Source organism: Mesorhizobium sp. C277A (genome assembly GCF_040324395.1).
Classification (GTDB): domain Bacteria; phylum Pseudomonadota; class Alphaproteobacteria; order Rhizobiales; family Rhizobiaceae; genus Mesorhizobium.
Genome location: NZ_JAMYVW010000002.1, coordinates 5,462,412 through 5,482,318, shown reverse-complemented (window position 1 = coordinate 5,482,318; position 19,907 = coordinate 5,462,412). Strand labels below are relative to the sequence as shown.

Below are 19,907 nucleotides of genomic sequence, written 5' to 3'. Positions count from 1 at the left end.
CCGGGCTTTTTGATGTTGAAGACCGGTTCAGCGGCTGGTCAGGAAAACCGCTTCCTCGTCGTCGCGCTGCCTGCCGCCCAGGGCTGCCGCAGCGCTGGCGATGAAGGCGCCGATAACCAGCGACAGGGCGCCAAGCAGGGCGAAGGTGGCGCTGCCTTTCCGCGCGGCGTCGGCGGCCTGCTTTGCCTTGACCTTGGCGTCCTCGACCTTGGCCACCAGGGCGTCGACACGCGCCTTGGCGTCGGCCTCGGAAAGCCCGGTGCGGGCGGCGACCAGCTGCGACAGATAGGTCTTGTCGTCAGCCGAAACTTCGCCTGCCGCCGCACTGGCGATGAGGATGCGCGAAGCCTGCCCGGCCGCAGCCGCATCGCTGTCCGGATTGGCCGCCGCGAGCCTGGCGGCATCAGCCGGACGGAACAGCGTATCCACGAGATAGGACGTTGCATTGTCGGCCGGTGCGCTGCCGGCATTGGCGGACGCGCCGGCCGAAGCACCCATGGCGGCGCCTGAGGCAACAGTAGAAGCCGCCTGCACGCCTGAACCAAGCACTGCCGACAGCGCCGACCCGAGAATGCCGACGACCAGCAATGTCGCCAGCGCCCAGGCGAGGAGGCCGTGCGCGGTGTCACGGAAATAGACCTCGTCGGTGTGGATGCCGACCCATTTGGTGCGCAGGCGTCCGGCAAGATAGCCACCGACCCCGGAGGACAGCCATTGCACGATGATGAGCCAGATGGCGCCGGACACCGCGAAGGTGGTCAGCGAGGCACTGGCGCCGGACCACGGCGAGACCATGGTCAGCCCCAGCCCCGAACCGAGCAGCATGAGGATGAAGGTCAGCGTCGAGGCCGCGAAGGCGCCGGCGATGATCGGACCCCAGCTGACGGCCGGGGCGGAGGATTCCGTTGAGGCGGATACGTCGACAGCCGATACGGTGGACTGCATCGACGCCTCCTACCGTACGAACAGCATGATGAGAATGATGATCGGGATCGGAATACCGAGCAACCAGAGCAAAATACCGCGTCCCATAAAGAGCCTCCCTGCGAGAAATTGATCGATGTCGTCACAATGTTCCTGAGCGATTTCCGTTCCGAAGGGCAATGAAATGATTTGCTTGCCGGGAACGGAACTATTTTCCGCGCGGCCCGAGGCACAACTGCGAAACTGTGGATTGGTTCACGGAGTTCCACATGGGCTGCCGTGTATTGTTGGCTCGGTGAGCCGGGGGTAGCATGAGCGATCCCGCCGTCGGATGTCGTCAACGGAGACGCTGATGCCCAAGACTGTCGCATCGCTGGCTTACAAAAAGGCGCAGCCCGGCCAGGCGGTGGTGATCGTGCACGGCATGGGCGAGCAGCGGCCGATGGGTACGCTGAGGGGATTCGTCCAGGCGGTCTGGAGCAGCGATCCCACCCGTGCTCCACCCTACGCCCAGATTCCCGATCCGGCCGTTTCCGGCGCCACGATCAACCAGAGCTGGATCACGCCCGACAGCCGGACCAAGTCACACGAGCTGCGCCGCATCACCACGCCCTACGACGTCGATGGCCGCCGTACCGATTTCTACGAGCTTTATTGGGCCGACATCACGCAAGGCACGACGCGCGGCCGGCTGGCCGCCTGGGTGACGAACCTGTTGTGGCGCAAGCCCGCCGACATTCCGCTCGACGCCCGCAAGCTTTACGTCGCCACACTTCTGATCGTTATCGTCATTCTGGGCGCAGCACTCGTGCTGGCAACATCGGTCTGGCAACAGGCCGTTACCTTGACGACCGGCCTGATGATCACCACCCTCGCTTCTTTTGTCATCTGGGCGGTGGATCAGTTCGCCCTGCCCTATTTCGGTGACGTCGCCGCTTATGTGCGCGCCGAGGCGGCGACGATCGAGAAGCGTGCGCTGATCCGCGACAGAGGCCTGACGTTGCTCAAGACGCTGATGAAGGACGATGCTTACGACCGCATCGTGCTGGTCTCGCACAGCCTTGGGTCGATCATCGCCTATGATTTGCTGCAGATCCTGTGGGCCGAGTTCCGGCCGCGAAGGCTGGAAGCGGTCCGCGACAAGGCCAAACTGGCGGCGGTCGAGGCCGTCGACAAGGCAACGCTCGGCTCTGATGGGTCAGCGTGGCCAAAGAACCTTGAAGACCTCGCCGGATTCCGGCGCGGTCAATGGGCGCTCTACCAGCAGCTTCGGACCAAGGACGCCGACCACCCGCTGCCCTGGAAGATCAGCGATTTCGTCACGCTTGGCAGTCCGCTCTCCCACAGCGAATTCCTGGTGACCTACAATCTCGCGGAATTCAGGCGTGGCCTTGCCGAGCGCCTGTTCTCGGCTTGCCCGCCGATTGCCGATGACGGGCGCCCCGGCGGCACCGTGCTTTACCGGGAAGGACACAGCCAAGGCAAGGCGCAGCGCGCGGTGCATCATGGCGCGGTGTTTGCGGCAACGCGCTGGACGAACGTCTACGACCGCGGCAATGGCTGGGCGACAGGCGATCCGATTTCCGGTCCGATGACGGAAAACTTCGGCCCCGGTGTGGAGAACATCCAGATCGAGCTTCGCAGCTCACTTGGCCGTATCTTCACCCACACGCTTTATTGGTCATCGACGGCAAACGGCGTCGAAATCGCCCTGCCGGCGGGCACCGCGCCGCGCTCGCATCTGCAAGTGCTGCGCGACGCGGTGGACCTTGGTCGGAAGCTGGAGCCAAAGGCCTGACCCGGAGTGGAGCTCCGGCGGCAAGGCCCCCAGCCCTCAAATGTCCAGATTGGCAACTGACAGCGCGTTGTCCTGGATGAATTCGCGCCGCGGTTCGACCTCGTCGCCCATCAGCCGCGAAAACAGCGAATCCGCATCGGTGGCGTCATTGACCTTGACCTGCAGCAGCGAACGCACATTCGGGTCGAGCGTGGTTTCCCAGAGCTGCTCGGCATTCATCTCGCCGAGGCCCTTGTAGCGCTGCATGGTCAGGCCCTTGCGGCCGGTCGCAAACACCGCGTTGAGCAGCGCCAGCGGCCCCGAAATGGTTTCGGAGACATCCTTGCGGCGCAGCACCGGCGGCTCGCCATAGACTTCCATGAGGCGCGGGGCATAGCGGTCGAGCTGGCGTGCGTCGGCCGAATTTATCAGCCCGGCATCGAGCTGCGCGAATTCCTTGACGCTGCGCACCGTGCGTTCGAACACATAGCCGCCGACGCCTTCATTGGAGGTCGACAGCCGGCCGGTCCAGCCGCGCTCGGTGTCCTCGGCAATGATGTCAAGGCGCTGGGCGACGCGTTCGGCCATGGCATTGGCGCGGCCGAGGTCGTTTAGCACATCGGCGTTGAGCGCGCCGGCGATCGCCGCCTGTTCGACCACGCCCCTGTTGTAGCGCGTGTGCAGCCCGTTGATGAGCTGGCGCACGGCCAGTGCATCATCGATCGAGCCGCGCAGATCCTGTCCGGCCCGCGCCTCGCCGGAGGCAAGCGTCAGCGACGCCTCCTCCAGCCCGGAGCCGATCAGGAACTCCTCGAAGGCGCTCTCGTCCTTGATGTATTGCGAGCTTTTTCCGCGCGTCACTTTGTAGAGCGGCGGCTGGGCGATGTAGAGATGGCCGCGCTCGATCAGCTCCGGCATCTGGCGGAAGAAGAAGGTGAGCAGCAAGGTCCTGATATGGGCGCCGTCGACGTCGGCGTCGGTCATCAGGATGATCTTGTGGTAGCGCAATTTGTCGGCGTTGAACTCGTCCTTGCCGATCGAGGTGCCGAGCGCGGTGATCAGCGTGCCGATCATCTCGGAGCCGAGCATGCGGTCGAAGCGCGCCCGCTCGACATTGAGTATCTTGCCGCGCAACGGCAGGATTGCCTGGTTCTGGCGCGAACGGCCGCCCTTGGCAGAGCCGCCGGCCGAGTCACCCTCGACGATGAAGATTTCGGATTTCGCCGGGTCGCGTTCCTGGCAGTCGGCAAGCTTGCCAGGCAGAGAGGTGACGCCGAGCGAGCTTTTGCGGGTGATGTCTCGGGCCTTGCGCGCGGCTTCGCGCGCCGCGGCCGCCTGGATCACCTTGTCGATGACCACCTTGCCCTCGGTCGGGTGTTCTTCCAGCCAGGTGCCAAGCGCCTCGTTGACCAGGCCTTCGACCACCGGGCGGACTTCCGACGAGACCAGCTTGTCCTTGGTCTGGGAGGAGAATTTCGGGTCGGGAACCTTGACCGACAGCACCGCCGTCAGGCCTTCGCGGCAGTCGTCGCCGATCAGCGCCACCTTTTCCTTCTTGGTCAGGCCCGACGATTCGCCATAGCCGGTGATCTGGCGCGTCAGCGCGCCACGGAAGCCGGCCAGATGGGTGCCGCCATCGCGCTGCGGGATGTTGTTGGTGAAGGCCAGCACGTTCTCGTGGTAGCTGTCGTTCCACCACATCGCCACTTCGACGGTGATGCCGTCGCGCTCGGCCTTGATGGCGATCGGCTTGTCGATCAGCGGTTTCTTGACCCGGTCGAGATATTTGACGAACTCTTCCAGGCCGCCATCATAGTGCAACTCGTGGCGCACGAGATCGGCATGGCGGGCATCGGTCAAAATGATGCGCACGCCGGAATTCAGGAAGGCGAGCTCGCGCAGCCGGTGCTCCAGCGTGCCGAAGTCGAACTCGACCATGGTGAAGGTTTCGGACGACGGAAAGAAGGTGATCTCGGAACCGCTGCGGCCCTCATAGGTGCCGGGCTGCTTGTTCTGCTCATAGCTGCCGGTCGCCTTGAGCGGCGCATCGGCATTGCCATGCGTGAAGCTCATCTCGAAAATCTGGCCGTTGCGGCGGATTTTCAGCTTCAGCCAGGCCGACAACGCGTTGACCACCGAGACGCCGACGCCGTGCAGGCCGCCAGACACCTTGTAGGAATTCTGGTCGAATTTGCCGCCGGCATGCAGCTGCGTCATGATCACTTCGGCCGCCGAAATGCCTTCGCCAGTGTGAATATCGGTCGGAATCCCGCGGCCATTGTCGATAACGGTGACCGAACCGTCGGGATTGAGCGTCACCGTGACCAGATCGGCATGGCCGGCCAGCGCCTCGTCGATGGCGTTGTCGACCACCTCATAGACCATGTGATGCAGGCCCGAGCCGTCGTCGGTGTCGCCGATATACATGCCCGGCCGCTTGCGGACAGCGTCCAACCCCTTCAAAACCTTGATGGAATCGGCGCCGTATTCGGCCTCAGCGCCGTTGGCGTTGTCGCTTTGATCGCTCATGAAAACCTGTCTGATTGATGCCGCATGCTCAGCGCGAAAAAATGGCTTCGAATCACGCCGCTTTGATGTCCTAGATATAGGCGCAAAAGGCGGTTTTTCCAAGGTTTGCGGGCATTTCAGGGCTGAATCCCGAGCTGGCAGCCGGCTATTTTTTCGCGGCTTTCAATTTGGCCAGAAGACGGCGCAGATATTTGATCGTGGGTTTGTCCCTCGGCGCCAGTTTGCCTGTGCGGTCAAGCTCCAGCGTCAGGTCTAGCGCCTGCGACAACACAGCCTTCGGATTCTTCGCCACATAGGCATAGTTGATATAGGCCTGTACCAGATCGAATTGCCAGATCGCATTGTCCGGATCGGACAGGGCCAACCGCTGGCGGATGGCCAGGCTGGCTTCGAAGGCCTTCTTCGAGCCCTCATAGTGGCGCTGCTTGGTCTCCAGCAGGCCTATTTCCTCGAACGTGATCGACAGGTCGCGCTGCCAGTCGGAATTGCCCGGGTCGAGATTTGCCAACCGGTCGGCAATGACGAGACTGTCCTGGTAGTTCTGCAAAGCACCGGCGATATCGCCCTGGGCATCAAACACGCCGGCAATTTTTTCCAGACAGACCGACAGGTCGCGCTGCCAATCGGTGTTGCCTGGGTCGCTGGCGGCAAGGTCTCGCGCCGTGGCCAGCGCCTGCTGGTAGGCCTCCAACGCGAATGGCCAGTCCTTCTGGTCGCCGTAAGCATTGCCGATCTTGGCGTAACCGACCGACAGGTCGCGCTTCAAATCGGTGTCGTTTGAGTCGCGGCGCACCAGCGCTTCGGCGATTATTTGGCTCTTGTTGTAGGCGTCGAGCGCGCCCGCAGCGTCGCCACGCTCGCGCAGGACGTCGCCGATCCTGGTGTAGCTGACGGAGACGGCGCGCTGATGCCTGGGGTCGTCGGGGTTGTTCTGCGCCAGCGCCAGCCGAATTCTCAGGCTCTCTTCGAATGCAGTCTGGGCGCCATCCAGCTGGCCGGCGGTACGGGCAAGACCGCCGATTTCGTCGTAGGTAATGGTCAGGTCGCGCAGCAGATAGACGCTGTTCGGCTCGGCATCGGCCAATTGCTGCTTGATGGACAGGCTTTGCTGGTAGGCCTGGGCTGCCGCACCCAGGTCGCCTTGCGTGGCCAGCACATTGCCGATCTTGTCATTGGCCATGGCGAGATCGCCGAGCCAGTCCTTCTTGTCCGGCACGTCTGTGGTCAGGCCCTGCAACATGTCCCTGGCCGCCTCATAGTTTTGCAGGGAGGCCGGCAGATCGCCTTGCGCCATCTTGATGTTGGCGAACTTGATATGGCCGATGGCGAGGTCGCGCTTGACGCTCGGATCGGTTTCCTGGCGCGCTCGCTGCTCAAGATTGGCGACCAGCGCCGCAAAGGCGCGGCCGGCGGCGTCGGTGTTGCCGACCGTTGTGTAGAGGATGCCGAGCTCTTCCAGCGTGCGGCTTTGGCGGTCGGCCTGTTCCAGGCTGAGCGAGGTCTGCCCGGCTTCGCCATAGAGCGCCAGCACCGTTTCATAGTCCTTGATGGCGGTTGCATAGTCCAGGGTGGCACGCGCCGCGCCGCCCGAGAGAAATCGCGTCGCGGCTTCGGACAGGGTGCGGCTGACGAAATTGGCCTTCAACGCCTGGCGCGAGACATTGTCGACGTCGGCGGCCTTGGCGAGGATCACGCGTGCACCATCGAAAGCGCCGAGCGCCAACTGTTCCTCGGCCTGGCGGCGCAGTTCGGTCACCTGCGGGTCGTCGGCGGCCAGCGTCTTCATCTCGCCGCGCACCTTGACGAAGGCGTCGGCCGCCTCGCGCAGCTTGGCGTCCAGGCTTTCGCCGGAGAGATGGCTGGTGTCGGAACTGATCAGCGCGCCATAGAGCGGCGCCAGCGGCATGTCGGCATCGCTGGCGACCCGTTCGACCGCGCCGCGCATTTCCGGCGTCACATCGGCCATGGCAAGCAACAGCCGCTCGCGCTCCGGCAGTTGTTCCTTGGCCGCCGAGGCGAAGAACAGCTTCGGCAGCCCGCTCTCGACGTAGGGCAGCTGTTTTCCGCGCGAAAGGTCGTAGACCTCCTGCTGCACCAGCGTCAGCACCGAGCGGATTTCGAGCCCGTCGGTGCCGAGGTATTTGATCAGCGCCGCTGTAAAGGGCGAATTCGCACCGGTACCGTCGGCAGCCGTCTCGCCGGGCGCCGCCGAAAAGGCGAACAGGATGTTTTCCGCCTTGCCGACGCGTCCGAGGCCCGGCTTGATCTTGTCCACCAGGTCCTTGATCAGCGATGTGGCGCCACGCCCGTCGCCGTTGCCGCCTGTGAACGGATCGCTGCGGCAGGCGTCGAGCACGATCAGCCCGACCTTCGCCGTGGCGGCAACCGCATCGCGCACTTCCTCCAACGGCAGGCTGGTCTTCTCCAGCTGGTCGAGCGAGGAGGCATCGGCATCGACCGGCAGAAGACGGTTGTCGCCGGAGATTTCGACGCCATGGCCGGAGAAATACACCAGCGCCACGTCGGCGCCCATGGCGTCCTCGCGAAAATCGTCGAGAGCCCGGCGCATGCGCCTGAGATCACGATTGGTCTCGACCACGACCTCGAAGCCGAGCTTCTTCAGCGCCACTTCCATCACCTCGCCGTCATTGACAGGATTGGCCAGCGGCCGCACCAGCCGGTAGTCGTCCTCGGCAATGACCAACGCCACGCGCCGCTCCGCCACCGCTGTGGCGGTGGTCGCAAGCATCAACAGCAAGGCAAACAACAGGCGCAAATCGAACCGCCCCCGGCTCAGTCACCTGCCGACCATTCCACCTCTTTATGGCATGAGCAAGCCGGGGCCGGCTGCGTTACGTAGCCCGCATCGGCTTCAGCGCCCCGCTCCAGCGCGAGAGCTCGTCCAGCATGGTCTTGGTCCCACCCTCTACCTGCTCACTAGCCTGGAAGGAGCCGTCGCTCTCCAGCAGTTTCTGATACATCGGCAGCGCGACGCCTTCCGAGATGGGCATGACGCCCACCGCGGTCAGCAGCGGCTTCAGCGCCTGCGCGGCGCGCAGGCCTCCGGAAATGCCGCCATAGCTGAAGATGGCGGCTGGCTTGTATTTCCATTCGCGCGCAAGGTAGTCGATGGCGTTGACGATCGCAGGCGCCACGAAATAATTGTACTCCGGCGCCACGAACACGAAGGCATCGGCGGCATCAATGACCTTCGACCAGGCTTTGGTGTGGTCGTTCTGGTAATTGCCGAGCCTGGGGTGATGCGGCTCGTCCAGAACCGGCAGATGGAACGTGGCAATGTCGGTCAGCACCGGTTCGAATTTGCCGTGCTCGCGGGCAAAATCCTCCAGCCAGTGGGCGAAGACCGGCCCGGCGCGGCCCGGCCGCGTGCTGCCGATTATGATGTTCAGCTTGTGCTTCAAGCGGACTCTCCTGGGCGATTGGCAGTAGCTGTTGGTAACTGTCACCTATGGCAGAGTGTCCAACCGGACAAGCCGCAACCGTTTCACCGGCGGTCACGATCCGATGAACACACCGTCTGTCGGGCACACCGGGCGCTGCAGCGTTTCAGTTTGCCGTTCGGTCACATGGACGCCCGGATTGCCAGCCACTACATCTGAGCTATCAGCGGAGCACCTCATGGACACGCAGCCCGTCCCCTTCGTGCCGCCGGCGCCCAGGCCGCGCACGACGCCGCCTTCGACGCTGGAGATGATGCGGATCGTCTACCGCAATCCGCTCGAACTGTGGGGCGAGCACACCTACAACGAGCCCTGGATTTCGGCGAATGGCGTCGGCGGGCATCTGATCGTCGCCAACGATCCCGGCCTTATCCGCCACGTGCTGATCGACAACGCCAAGAACTACAAGATGGCGACGGTGCGCCAGATGATCCTGCGACCGATCTTGCGCGACGGGCTGTTGACCGCCGAAGGCGAGGTGTGGAAGCGCTCGCGCAAGGCGATGGCGCCGGTGTTCACGCCGCGGCATATCTTCGGCTTCGCCGAGCCGATGCTGCGCCGCACGATGCAGTTCGTCGCCCGCTATGACGAAGGCGGCATGACCGATGTCGCCCATGACATGACGCTGCTCACCTACGATATCCTGGCCGAGACGCTGTTTTCGGGCGAGATTGCGGGCGAGCCCGGCAGTTTCGCGCAGGAGATCGACCGCCTGTTCGAGACCATGGGCCGCGTCGATCCGCTCGACCTGTTGCGCGCGCCCGAATGGCTGCCGCGGCTGACCCGCATCCGCGGCCGCAAGACCATGGCCTATTTCCGCAAGATCGTCACCGATACGGTCAAGATGCGCGAGGAGCGGCTGAAGCGCGACCCCGACACCGCGCCGCAGGATTTCCTGACGCTTCTGCTGCGCGCCGAAGGCCCCGACGGGCTGACGCGGGCGGAAGTCGAGGACAACATCATCACCTTCATCGGCGCCGGCCACGAGACCACCGCGCGGGCACTGGGCTGGACGATCTACTGCCTCGCCGAAGCGCCGTGGGAGCGCGAAAAGGTCGAGCGCGAGATCGAGGCCGTGCTGGCGCGCGAACCCGACCCAACGAAATGGCTCGAGGCAATGCCGTTCACCCGCGCCGCCTTCGAGGAGGCGCTGCGGCTTTATCCGCCGGCGCCGTCGATCAACCGCGAGCCGATCGAGACGGAGACCTGGAACGATCTGGTGCTCCCCAAGCACGCGGCCGTACTGGTGATGCCTTGGGTCGTCCACCGCCACAGAAAACTGTGGGACATGCCCGACGCCTTCATGCCCGAACGCTTCCATCCGGGAAACCGCGAGAAGATCGACCGCTTCCAGTATCTGCCGTTCGGCGCCGGTCCGCGCATCTGCATCGGCGCCAGCTTCGCCATGCAGGAGGCGATCATTGCGCTGGCCATCATGCTGTCGCGCTTCCGCTTCGACGTGACGGCCGAGACCAAGCCGTGGCCGGTGCAGAAACTGACGACACAGCCGCAAGGCGGCCTGCCGATGCAGGTGACGCGGCGCGTTTAACGGCGCACGCCTTGTTACGCGATGCCGGCGGGCTTGCGCTGGAACTGGCCTGCGGCGCGGAAGCGCCAGAGATAGCTGGGCAGGATGGTGCCGATAGACTGCGGCTGGATGCCGAGGCCGGCAAGGTTCCGGTTGGCCTTGTTGGCCTCCTCCGACACGATGTTGGGCTGGCGCAGCAGCAGGACCTGGTCCTTGGTCAGCAACGGGTTGGGCAGCAGGCCGAGGATCGAGGCCTGCAGATTGGCCATCCACCACGGCACCGGCACCAGGAGCCGCTTGCGCTCGATGACGGTGAGCAGCTCTTCCATGCACTGCTTGAAGGTGAGCACTTGCGGCCCGCCGAGTTCATAGATCTGGCCGCCCTTGATCTTGCCCTCGACCGAACGCGCCACTGCTTCGGCGACATCGCCGACATAGACCGGCTGGAACTTGGTCTTGCCGCCGCCGATCAGCGGCAGCACCGGCGAATAGCGCGCCATGTCGGCGAAGCGGTTGAAGAAACTGTCCTCGGGTCCGAAATTGATCGACGGTCGGAAGATGACGGCGTCCGGGATCGTTTCCAGCACGGCCTTTTCGCCGAGCGCCTTGGTGCGCGCATAGTCGGACTCGGCGTTGAGGTCGGCGCCAAGCGCCGAGATGTGGATGAGCCCTGCGCCGACCGAGCGTGCGGCTTCGGCGACGGCGCGGGCGCCGAATTCGTGCACGGTGTTGAATTTCTGCCGGCCGCTTTCATGCGGGATGGCGACCAGATTGATGACATGGTCGGCGCCCTGCACGGCGCGGTCGACGGACCAGCGCACGCGCACATTGGCCTGCACCGGCTGGATCTGGCCGACATTGCCGAGCGGCTGCAGATGTCCCGCCAGATCGGGCCGGCGCACCGCCACCCTGATGCGGTAGCCGCGCTTGGCCAGCGCCCGCACGATGTGGCGGCCGACGAAGCCGGAGCCGCCGAAGACGACCACGAGCTTGGGGATCTGCAGGATTTCGGTCATGGCTGGCTCCGGCGCTCGAAAGCTTGGCTGAAGCCGTTTCATAGTCCGTTTTGGGCCAAAGGCAAAGGGTGACGCGTCGTCGCTGCCACCCTCTTATGGACCCTTCAGAACGCCTTGCCCAGGCGCGCGTCGACCGACTGGCGGTTGCCGCCGCGGATAACGAAGAACAGCAGGATCGCCGCCCATAGAAGCGACTTTTCAGCGCCGGAAAAGCCCTGGCCGACAGTGATCCAGTGGAACCAGACGGTGACCAGCAGCACGATCATGCCGGCAAAGGCGGCGGGCCGAGTCAACAGGCCGATGGCGATCAGAATGCCGCCGAAGAATTCGGTGCAGGACAAAAGCACCGACCAGAACGCGCCGGGATAGAAGCCGAGGCCTTCGACCATCTCGGCGGCGCCGAAAGGGTTGGTGATCTTCTGCGAGCCGTGAATGGTGAGAAACCCGCCGGCGACGACGCGCAGAAGGGTTTCGGCGCCATCATGCAGCGACGAATACAGGCGGCCAAACACCGGAACGATAAGTTTGCCCCGGGAAGCGTCGGTGGTTGCGGACATCGTAGCTCCTGTTGTTGTGACGATCCCTTGCAAACGCCCGATGGTTCCGGCAAGTAAAGTCAACAAAAGTTAACTTCGCCATCATGTTTTAGCACACAGAGCACGAACGCAGAAAACCCCGCCGAAGCGGGGTTTTCCGGGTGACGCAACGGTCGAGACAGAGCGCAACGCGGCGGATAACCTGAGACGGCATACGCCCGCCCGGGCCCTAAACGCATCCGACAGAAGACACCGACCGGGCAAACCCGACCCGTTGCGATCGGTAGAAAGGTTCAGCCAGGTCGCGTAAAAATTCGTTGTCGCAGGACTGCTTCAGCCCGAATAGCGCTCGGCGAATTCGGAAATGCGCTGCACCACGGCTTTGGAGGCATTGATGCCGCGCGCCTGCGCCTTCTCGGCCGCTTCGGCCCGCGCCCGGCCCGGCACGTGCACGCCAAAGCGCCGGCGCAGCCGGTCGAGCTGGTCCTTCATGCGTTGCTCGAAATCCGGGTCGAGCAGCTTGGGCTCGACGGCGAGCACGAACAGGCCGGTTCCCGGGCTGTCCGGTCCGCCGGAGAACCAGGGCGCGTCGAGCGACCAGTTGGCGCCCGACAGGCCGGCAGCCAGGACTTCGACCATCAGCGCGATGTTGGCGCCGCGCTGGCCGCCGAAGGCCAGCATGGCGCCCTTCATGGCCGCGGCCGGATCGGTGGTCGGGTTGCCGCTGGCGTCCAGCGCCCAGCCTTCGGGGATCTTCTTGCCGTCCTCGGCCGCCTTGCGGATGTTGACGAACGCGGTGGCGCTCGACGACTGGTCGATGACCAGCGGCGCGCCATCGGCGGCGGGTGCCGCAAACGACATCGGGTTGGTGCAATAGACCGGCTTGACCGAGCCCGAGCCTGCCAGCACCGCCGGCCCGTTGGTCGCGGCGAAGGAGACCAATCCCAATTGCGCCAGACGCCCGGTGAAATAGCCTAGTGCGCCGCAGGTATAAGCGTTCTTCTGCGAGAAGATGGCGACGCCGAACAGCTTTGCCGCCTTGGCAAGGTCATCGATGGTGCGGTCGAAGCCGGTATGGGCGAGGCCGCCACGCGCATCGGAGAGATAGACGGCGAGCGCCGGCCTGGTGATCACCGGATCGGCATTGCCGTCGATGCGGCCGGCTTCCAGCGCTTCGAGGTAATCGATGAAATGGGACAGCCCGACGGTCGAAAGCCCTTCCGCCTCGGCGGCAATGATCGAGGCGGTGAGCGACCGCGCCGCCTCCTCATTGGCGCCGGCGCCGAGCGCCGCCATCCGGCACAGCCCTGTTGCCTGGTCTAGAGAGAGTTGCACTGGTGCGGACCCGATTGGTGGTGAGAGTGAGTAGGGAGTAGTCAGTAGGGAGTAGCGAAAGCAAGCGGTTTCCCGGTCATATGCTGACTACTCACTACTGCCTGCTCACTATTCCCTAGCCCACCTTGTTCGGTATGCGCGCCTCGATCTTGCTGAATGCAAACACCAGTATGCCGGTGATGATCATGTAGATCAGCGCCAAAAGCAGCAAGGGTTCGTAGGTGAGGTAGGTGTCCTGCCGGACCTTGGACGAGACGGCGAAGATGTCGATGACGCTGATCGTCGCCACCAGCGGCGTCGACTTCAGCTGCAGCACGGTTTCGCCGGTCAGCGTCGGCAGCGCCCGGTAGATGGCCTGCGGCAGCCAGATGCGGCGGAAAATCTTCCAGCGGCTCATGCCGAAGGCGCGGGCTGCCTCGAGCTGCCCCTTGGGCACGCCGGCAAAGGCGCCGCGCATCACTTCACCCTCATAGCCGGCGAATGACAAGGTCAACGCCAGCACGCCATAGGGCCAGGCTTGCCTGAGATACGGCCACATCCAGGACTCGCGGATCCACGGATATTGCGGAAACAGCGAGCCGAGCCCGTAATAGAGCAGCCAGAGCTGGATCAGCAGCGGCGTGCCCCTGATGACGGTGCAGAATGTCCTGGCGGGCGCGGAAAACCAGAAAGAGCCGGCGGCCTGCGCGAGCCCGAGCGGCACGGCGAGCAGGAAGCCGAGAAAGCAGGTGACGGCCAGGATCCACAGCGACCGCCAGATGCCGAGAAGCCCCATTTCATAATATTGCGGCAGCCAGTCCCAGCGCATGAAGAAGGCGGCGCTCGGCACCAGCCCGATCGCGATCAGGATCAGCACGATGCGATGCGGCTGCAGCCACAGCGACGTGCGCGCGGCAGCGTTGATGATGGTCGCTTCTCCGGCCATCAGCGCGCATCCTTGAGCGACGGCATACCGCGCCGCGACCAGGCCTCGAGGCGGCCGATGAGCAGGTTGGAGACCAGCGACAAGATGAGATAGAGCACGCCCGCGGCGAAAAAGAAGGTGAAATAGGCTTTGGTGACGCCCGCCGCCTGCCGCGTCGCCAGCGCCAGTTCGTAAAAGCCGACGACCGCCAGAAGGGCCGTATCCTTGGTGGCGATCAGCCACAGATTGGCGAGCCCGGGTATGGCGAAGGGCAGCATCGCCGGCAAGGTGATGCGCCGCAGCATGAGCCCGGGTGACATGCCATAGGCGCGGGCGGCTTCGATCTGGCCCTGCGGTATGGCCAGGATGGCGCCACGGATCACTTCGGTCGAATAGGCGCCCTGGACAAAGCCGAGCACGGCGATGCCTGCCGCAAGGCCGCTGACGTCGACGCGCTGGTAGCCCATTGCCGTCAGCGCCTGGTTGATCAGGTCTGTTCCGGCATAATAGAGCAGCAGGATCAGCACCAGTTCGGGCACGGCGCGCACGATGGTGGTGTAAACCGCCAGCAGGTCGCGTACGACCGGCCCGCCGTAAAGTTTGCCAAAGGCGCCACCGGTGCCGATCAGGAGACCGAGGACCGTGGCGCCGAGCGCGATCTCGATCGAATGGAGCAGCCCAAGCAACAGCGTGCCGCCCCAGCCCGGCGGATTGGGCGAGAGAAGTTCTATGATGCCGGCCGCCGAGGCCGAAAGAAGTGCGTCGATCAGCGTCGCCCCCGGATTGCTGGCTTCAACCACCGCCGACGGCAGCGTCGGTGGCAGCATGTCTGGGAAAGGTCGGGCAGGAGGGGCATGGCGTTGGCGCCATGCCCCTCAGCTCATGCGAGGATCGTCAGTTCGACTGCGCGCCGCCACCACCGTAAATGTCGAAATCGAAGTATTTCTTCGATATCTCGTCATATTTGCCGTTCGAGCGGATCGCCTTGATGCCGGCGTTGATCTTGGCCTTAAGGTCGGTGTCTTCCTTGCGCACGCCGGCGCCCACGCCCGGTCCGAGCACTTCATCGTCCGGAGCCACCATGCCCTTCAGATCGCAGCAGGCCTTGCCCTGGTCCGACTTCAGAAATGCGTCGAGCGCGATCGAATCCGCCTGGACGGCGTCGAGGCGGCCTGCGGCCAGATCGTTGTTGGCTTCGTCCTGCGTCTGGTATTCCTTGATCTCGGCAGCCGTGGGCCCGAAATGCTTCTTCGCATAGGCCGAATGGGTGGTCGACACCTGCACGCCGAGCACTTTGCCCTTGAGATCGTCCGGCGTGGCGCCGAATTTCTGGTCCTTCGGTCCGATGATGGCGGTCGGCGTGTTGTAGTACTTATCCGAGAAGTCGATGGTCTTCTCGCGTTCGGCGGTGATCGACATCGAACTGGCGATGACGTCGATCTTCTTGGTCGTCAGCGCCGGGATGATGCCGTCCCAGGCGACAGGCGTGATGACGCAGTCGAGCTTCTCCTCGGCGCAGACGGCGTCGATGAACTCGATTTCCCAGCCAACCCATTTGCCGGAAGCGTCCGGCGAGGTGAAGGGCGGATAGGGCTCGGCGGCGACGCCGATCTTGACCGGATCGGCCTTGGCCACGCCCATGGCGGCGACGCCGAGCAGCAGCGCTGCGGCGAATGTTTTCAGAACAGTCTTCATGTCACGACTCCCAGTTTGTTGTTGGTTCCCGGTTTTCTTCCGTCCCGGCTTCCTAGCCGATGTTGCGGATGAACTGCTTCAGCCTTTCGGATTTCGGTGCGCCGAATATCTGCTCCGGCGGCCCCTCTTCCTCGACCAGCCCGTTGCAGAGGTAGACGACATGGGTCGCGACCTCGCGGGCGAATTTCATTTCATGCGTGACCAGCACCATGGTGCGGCCCTCGCGCGCCAGGTCGCCGATCACCTTCAGCACCTCGCCGACCAGCTCCGGGTCGAGCGCCGAGGTCGGCTCGTCGAACAGCATGACGCGCGGGTTGATGGCCAGGGCGCGGGCGATCGCCGCGCGCTGCTGCTGGCCGCCCGAGAGATAGGCCGGATAGACGTCGCGCTTTTCGGCCAGGCCGACGCGCGCCAAAAGCTTTTCGGCTTCCCTGATCGCCACGTCGCGCCTGACGCCCAGAACATGCACCGGAACCTCGATGACGTTCTCGATCAGCGTCATGTGGCTCCACAGGTTGAAGTTCTGGAACACCATGCCGAGCTTGGCGCGGATGCGTTCGATCTGCCGGCGGTCGGCGGGCACGGTGTGGCCGTGGCTGTCGGCCTTGAGTTTGATCTCCTCGCCATTGACGCGGATGATGCCGCTGGTCGGGTTTTCCAGGCAGTTGATGCAGCGCAGCAGCGTCGACTTGCCGGAACCCGAGCCGCCGATAATGGCGATCACCTCGCCGTCGCGCGCCGACAGCGAAACGCCTTTCAGCACATGCAGATGGCCGAATTTCTTGTGCAGGTTCTCGACATGGATGGCCTCGGCGGCGCCGTCCTGCGCCTTGCCGGATTGGACTGCGGCGGTTCCCGCCGCGCTCACCGGGGAACCTCTGCCACAGGGTCCACGGCAGATCGTCGAACGTCTATCCGGCTAATCAACATACGCTGTAATGCCCACTCCAGACTTCAGCATGGACCCAACAGCGCGAGCCCGTCAATCCCGCTCATTACGGCACTTGCGGCCTTATTGTGCAAGTGTATAAATAGCCTCCGATGAAATTTTTTCCATTTTTTTCACCTTGAAGACGGCATTGAAAAGGGCACTGATGAGCGCTTTCGGATCACAGTCCATGGCGGCGCCGTTGCGGCGCGTGCTGATGCGGTCGGCGGCCAATGCCATGCGCGGTGCCGACCGGGCTACCTGGCACTATGGCCCGGGTTTCGACCCGGCGAAAGCGGCGGCGCAGCACGCGGCTCTCGCTGAGCTGGTGACGGCGTCCGGCGCCGAAATCGAATGGATCGATGACAAGGCCGACGGGCTGTCGGATTCCGTATTCACCCACGATCCGTCACTGATGACCGACCGCGGCGCGCTGATCCTGTCCATGGGCAAGGCATTGCGCGCCAAGGAGCCATCACTGCATGAGGAAACCTACACACGCCTGGGTATTCCCATCCTCGGCCGCGTCGAGGCGCCCGGCCAGGTCGAAGGCGGCGATTGCGTATGGCTGGATAAACACACGCTGGTAATCGGGCGCGGGGTGCGCTCCAACCAGGAAGGCATACAGCAGGTTTCCAACCTGCTGACGCCGCTCGGCATTTCCGTCTACGGCTTCGATCTGCCGCTGTGGCAGGGCGAGGAGGCGTGCCTGCATCTGATGTCGGTGATCAGCCCGCTGGCCGACGACCTGGCCCTGGTCTATTCACCGCTTTTGCCGGCTCCGTTCTATCAGTTGCTGAAGGCGCGTGGCATCCGGCTGGTCGAGGGCGACGCCGAAGAGTTTGCCGCTTCGAACGGCCTCAGCCTGAACGTGCTGCCGACCAGCCCGCATAAGGTCATTGCCGTCGCCGGCTTTCCCAAGACCAAGGCCGCGATGGAAGCCGCCGGCTGCACGGTTCAAATCTTCGAGGCGGATGCCCTCTGCATCGCCTGCGAAGGTGGGCCGACATGCCTGACGCGGCCCATCCTGCGGCAATGAATGAGCGCCGCAAGTTCCGCCGCGAGGGCGAGGAGCGGCGGCGGCAGGATCTGATTGACGCGACCCTGGACAGCGTGGCCGAACATGGGCTGGAGGGCGCCAGCCTGCGCACCATCGCACTGCGCGCCGGTGTCACCGCCGGGCTGATCCGGCACTATTTCCCCGGCAAGGAAGACTTGCTGCAGGAAGCGTACGCGGCGCTGATGGGCCGCATGACGGAGCAGGCGAAGGCGGCATTGCTCATGGAAGACGCCTCGCCGCGCCGGCGCCTTGCGGCCTTCGTTGCCGCCAACCTCAACGCGCCGATCATCGATGCACGCGTGTTTTCGCTGTGGGCAACATTCATCGGCCGCGCCGGCGCGGATCCGAGCCTGGCTCGCGCCCACCGCGAAGGCTATCTCGGCTTTCGCAACGAGGTGGAAGCGGTCGTCGCCGAAGTGCTCGGCGCCGAGCAGCGCAGGCCGGACGCGAATGAGCTGCGCCGCCATGCCATTGCGATCAACGCGATCATCGACGGGCTCTGGATCGAAGGCTGTCTGGCCGCAGAGATGTTCTCGCCTGGCGAATTGGCGGCGATCGGCGTCAAAGCCATAGAGGCCGAGCTCGGCCTCGCGCCGCAAAAGGGAGAGAAGCCATGACCACCATCGGCGAAGCGCTGATCACGCTGCTCGAAGCGCATGGCGTCGACACCGTTTTCGGCATTCCTGGCGTCCACACTGTCGAGCTTTACCGCGGGCTGGCGCGTTCAAAGATACGCCATGTCACGCCGCGTCACGAACAGGGCGCCGGCTTCATGGCCGACGGCTATGCCCGTGCCAGCGGCCGGCCGGGCGTTGCCTTTGTCATCACCGGACCGGGGCTGACCAACACCATCACCGCAATGGGCCAGGCGCGCGCCGATTCGGTGCCGATGCTGGTGATTTCGGGCATCAACGCGATGCCGACGCTGGGAAAGGGGCTGGGCTTCCTGCACGAACTGCCGGACCAGCGCGGCATGATGGAGAAGGTGGCGCTGTTTTCGCAGCGTGTCACCGAGGCCAGCGAATTGCCGGGCGCTCTGGCGCGGGCCTTCGCGCTGTTTTCGTCGTCGCGGCCGGGCCCCGTCCATATCGAAATCCCGACCGACGTCATGGTCAAACCGGCGGACGGCATCGCTGCTTCGCTCACCAATGCGGCGGCGCCCGCGCCGGATGGCGCGGCCATTGCCGAGGCCGCCAGACTGATCGCAGCCACGCGCCGGCCGCTGATCCTTGCCGGTGGCGGTGCCAAGCGCGCTGAACAGCCACTGCAGCGCCTGGCCGAGCGGCTCGGCGCGCCTGTCGTCCAGACCGCCAATGCGCGCGGTCTGCTGCACGCGCATCCGCTTTGCGTGCCGGCCAGCCCCAGCCTGAAGGCGGTGCGTGCGCTGATGGCAGACGCCGATCTGGTTATCGCCGCCGGCACCGAATTCGGCCCGACCGATTATGACGGTTACAGCGACGGCGGCTTCGTGCTGCCCGCCAATCTGATCCGCATCGATATCGGCGCCGACCAGCTCGCCCGCCGCCCGGTGAGCGTCGGCATCCAGGCCGATTGCGCGGAGGCACTTGGTGCACTGCTAGGCGCGCTCCACCCTGATCATGCCGCAGCGAAGGACGGCGAGAGCCGCGCAGCCGCGTCGAGAAAGGCGGCCTTTGCCGAGCTCAGCCCGGCCTATGCCGCGCAGGTGCGTGCGGTGGAAACCATCCGCGACGCACTGCCGGGCGCCATCATCGTCGGCGATTCCACGCAGCCGATCTACGCCGCCAATCTCTATTACGACCATGACCGGCCAGGCGGCTGGTTCAACGCCGCCACCGGTTTCGGCGCGCTCGGCTACGGGCCGCCGGCGGCGATCGGCGCAGCGCTCGCCATGCCCGGCGTGCCGGTGGTTTGCCTGACCGGCGACGGCGGCTTCCAGTTCACCTTGCCGGAGTTAGGCGCGGCGCTCGATGCACCCGCACCGGTCATCTTCGTCGTCTGGAACAACAGAGGCTATCGCGAGATCGAAACGTCGATGCTCGATGTCGGCGTCGAGCCGGTCGGCGTGTCCCCGGCGCCGCCGGATTTCTGCAAGCTGGCCGAGGCCTACGGCATATCAGCCGAGCGGCTTGCCGGTACTGCCGGTCTCGCCGATGCGCTCAAACGCGCACGCGCAACCAGACTGCCGCACGTCATCGAAATCACCATCGACTGACGCCTGGCCGCGCGCCGTAC

General features: G+C 64.5%; 17 protein-coding genes. 5 read left to right on the top strand and 12 right to left on the bottom strand.

What is annotated here, in order from left to right; genetic code table 11:
* Positions 1 to 27 precede the first annotated feature (27 nt).
* The gene (locus tag NKK52_RS27105) at positions 28 to 945 is read right to left on the bottom strand and encodes a membrane protein (RefSeq protein WP_023683522.1); all 918 of its coding nucleotides are present in this window, start codon (positions 943 to 945) and stop codon (positions 28 to 30) included.
* A 331-nt stretch (positions 946 to 1,276) separates the two neighbouring features.
* Here NKK52_RS27105 and NKK52_RS27100 point away from each other — a divergent pair, with 331 nt between their 5' ends.
* Complete coding sequence (locus NKK52_RS27100; protein WP_023703663.1) at positions 1,277 to 2,722, top strand: hypothetical protein; 1,446 nt, start codon at positions 1,277 to 1,279, stop codon at positions 2,720 to 2,722.
* 36 nt (positions 2,723 to 2,758) lie between these two features.
* Here the strand turns inward: NKK52_RS27100 and gyrB are convergent, their stop codons facing one another.
* The 3 genes from gyrB to NKK52_RS27085 all read right to left on the bottom strand — a co-directional run bounded on the left by gyrB (position 2,759) and on the right by NKK52_RS27085 (position 8,652).
* Positions 2,759 to 5,230, bottom strand: a complete 2,472-nt coding sequence (gyrB, locus tag NKK52_RS27095; RefSeq protein ID WP_023671333.1) for a DNA topoisomerase (ATP-hydrolyzing) subunit B — start codon at positions 5,228 to 5,230, stop codon at positions 2,759 to 2,761.
* Between the two features lie 145 nt (positions 5,231 to 5,375).
* A complete protein-coding gene (locus tag NKK52_RS27090) occupies positions 5,376 to 8,006 on the bottom strand; it encodes a caspase family protein (protein ID WP_023683525.1) in 2,631 nt (876 codons plus the stop codon).
* A gap of 76 nt (positions 8,007 to 8,082) precedes the next feature.
* Entirely contained in the window at positions 8,083 to 8,652 is a 570-nt protein-coding gene (locus NKK52_RS27085) for an NADPH-dependent FMN reductase (RefSeq protein ID WP_023683526.1), read from the bottom strand.
* Between the two features lie 217 nt (positions 8,653 to 8,869).
* Here NKK52_RS27085 and NKK52_RS27080 point away from each other — a divergent pair, with 217 nt between their 5' ends.
* Positions 8,870 to 10,240 (top strand): cytochrome P450, encoded by a 1,371-nt coding sequence (locus NKK52_RS27080; protein ID WP_023683527.1) that lies wholly within the window; start codon positions 8,870 to 8,872, stop codon positions 10,238 to 10,240.
* Between the two features lie 14 nt (positions 10,241 to 10,254).
* Here the strand turns inward: NKK52_RS27080 and NKK52_RS27075 are convergent, their stop codons facing one another.
* From NKK52_RS27075 to NKK52_RS27040, 8 genes are all read right to left on the bottom strand, one after another.
* The gene (locus NKK52_RS27075; RefSeq protein ID WP_023683528.1) at positions 10,255 to 11,235 is read right to left on the bottom strand and encodes a complex I NDUFA9 subunit family protein; all 981 of its coding nucleotides are present in this window, start codon (positions 11,233 to 11,235) and stop codon (positions 10,255 to 10,257) included.
* A 104-nt stretch (positions 11,236 to 11,339) separates the two neighbouring features.
* Complete coding sequence (locus tag NKK52_RS27070; protein ID WP_023683529.1) at positions 11,340 to 11,792, bottom strand: DoxX family protein; 453 nt, start codon at positions 11,790 to 11,792, stop codon at positions 11,340 to 11,342.
* Between the two features lie 312 nt (positions 11,793 to 12,104).
* A complete protein-coding gene (locus NKK52_RS27065; RefSeq protein ID WP_023683530.1) occupies positions 12,105 to 13,106 on the bottom strand; it encodes an Ldh family oxidoreductase in 1,002 nt (333 codons plus the stop codon).
* A 115-nt stretch (positions 13,107 to 13,221) separates the two neighbouring features.
* Positions 13,222 to 14,031 carry an ABC transporter permease gene (locus NKK52_RS27060; protein WP_023683531.1) on the bottom strand — a complete coding sequence of 270 codons (810 nt, stop codon included), beginning with the start codon at positions 14,029 to 14,031 and terminating at the stop codon, positions 13,222 to 13,224.
* Positions 14,031 to 14,696 carry an ABC transporter permease gene (locus NKK52_RS27055; protein WP_032893169.1) on the bottom strand — a complete coding sequence of 222 codons (666 nt, stop codon included), beginning with the start codon at positions 14,694 to 14,696 and terminating at the stop codon, positions 14,031 to 14,033. The genes NKK52_RS27060 and NKK52_RS27055 overlap by 1 nt, the downstream gene beginning before the upstream one ends.
* A 208-nt stretch (positions 14,697 to 14,904) precedes the next feature.
* The gene (locus tag NKK52_RS27050; protein ID WP_023671323.1) at positions 14,905 to 15,705 is read right to left on the bottom strand and encodes a transporter substrate-binding domain-containing protein; all 801 of its coding nucleotides are present in this window, start codon (positions 15,703 to 15,705) and stop codon (positions 14,905 to 14,907) included.
* A 52-nt stretch (positions 15,706 to 15,757) separates the two neighbouring features.
* On the bottom strand, positions 15,758 to 16,573 hold the full coding sequence (locus NKK52_RS27045) for an ABC transporter ATP-binding protein (RefSeq protein WP_023671322.1): 816 nt from the start codon (positions 16,571 to 16,573) through the stop codon (positions 15,758 to 15,760).
* 144 nt (positions 16,574 to 16,717) lie between these two features.
* Positions 16,718 to 16,873, bottom strand: coding sequence for a hypothetical protein (locus tag NKK52_RS27040; RefSeq protein WP_196813600.1), 156 nt, complete (start codon positions 16,871 to 16,873; stop codon positions 16,718 to 16,720).
* On the opposite strand from NKK52_RS27040, the gene NKK52_RS27035 reads away from it, so the two are divergent.
* Genes NKK52_RS27035 through NKK52_RS27025 form a run of 3 tightly spaced genes read left to right on the top strand, consistent with a single transcriptional unit; the run spans position 16,800 to position 19,887 of the window.
* Positions 16,800 to 17,672 (top strand): dimethylarginine dimethylaminohydrolase family protein, encoded by an 873-nt coding sequence (locus tag NKK52_RS27035; protein WP_023683533.1) that lies wholly within the window; start codon positions 16,800 to 16,802, stop codon positions 17,670 to 17,672. The two genes, NKK52_RS27040 and NKK52_RS27035, sit on opposite strands and share 74 nt — an antisense overlap.
* On the top strand, positions 17,642 to 18,310 hold the full coding sequence (locus tag NKK52_RS27030) for a TetR family transcriptional regulator C-terminal domain-containing protein (RefSeq protein ID WP_023714556.1): 669 nt from the start codon (positions 17,642 to 17,644) through the stop codon (positions 18,308 to 18,310). Before NKK52_RS27035 ends, NKK52_RS27030 begins: the two co-directional genes overlap by 31 nt.
* A complete protein-coding gene (locus tag NKK52_RS27025; RefSeq protein ID WP_352630243.1) occupies positions 18,307 to 19,887 on the top strand; it encodes a 5-guanidino-2-oxopentanoate decarboxylase in 1,581 nt (526 codons plus the stop codon). The genes NKK52_RS27030 and NKK52_RS27025 overlap by 4 nt, the downstream gene beginning before the upstream one ends.
* The last annotated feature ends 20 nt before the right edge of the window (positions 19,888 to 19,907 follow it).

Coding starts and splice junctions, on each gene's coding strand:
- NKK52_RS27025 (WP_352630243.1), top strand. CDS start 18,307: ATGACCACCATCGGCGAAGCGCTGATCACGCTGCTCGAAGCGCATGGC.
- NKK52_RS27100 (WP_023703663.1), top strand. CDS start 1,277: ATGCCCAAGACTGTCGCATCGCTGGCTTACAAAAAGGCGCAGCCCGGC.
- NKK52_RS27105 (WP_023683522.1), bottom strand. CDS start 945: ATGCAGTCCACCGTATCGGCTGTCGACGTATCCGCCTCAACGGAATCC.
- NKK52_RS27060 (WP_023683531.1), bottom strand. CDS start 14,031: ATGGCCGGAGAAGCGACCATCATCAACGCTGCCGCGCGCACGTCGCTG.
- gyrB (WP_023671333.1), bottom strand. CDS start 5,230: ATGAGCGATCAAAGCGACAACGCCAACGGCGCTGAGGCCGAATACGGC.
- NKK52_RS27070 (WP_023683529.1), bottom strand. CDS start 11,792: ATGTCCGCAACCACCGACGCTTCCCGGGGCAAACTTATCGTTCCGGTG.
- NKK52_RS27040 (WP_196813600.1), bottom strand. CDS start 16,873: ATGGCATTGGCCGCCGACCGCATCAGCACGCGCCGCAACGGCGCCGCC.
- NKK52_RS27050 (WP_023671323.1), bottom strand. CDS start 15,705: ATGAAGACTGTTCTGAAAACATTCGCCGCAGCGCTGCTGCTCGGCGTC.
- NKK52_RS27080 (WP_023683527.1), top strand. CDS start 8,870: ATGGACACGCAGCCCGTCCCCTTCGTGCCGCCGGCGCCCAGGCCGCGC.
- NKK52_RS27075 (WP_023683528.1), bottom strand. CDS start 11,235: ATGACCGAAATCCTGCAGATCCCCAAGCTCGTGGTCGTCTTCGGCGGC.
- NKK52_RS27035 (WP_023683533.1), top strand. CDS start 16,800: ATGAGCGCTTTCGGATCACAGTCCATGGCGGCGCCGTTGCGGCGCGTG.
- NKK52_RS27030 (WP_023714556.1), top strand. CDS start 17,642: ATGCCTGACGCGGCCCATCCTGCGGCAATGAATGAGCGCCGCAAGTTC.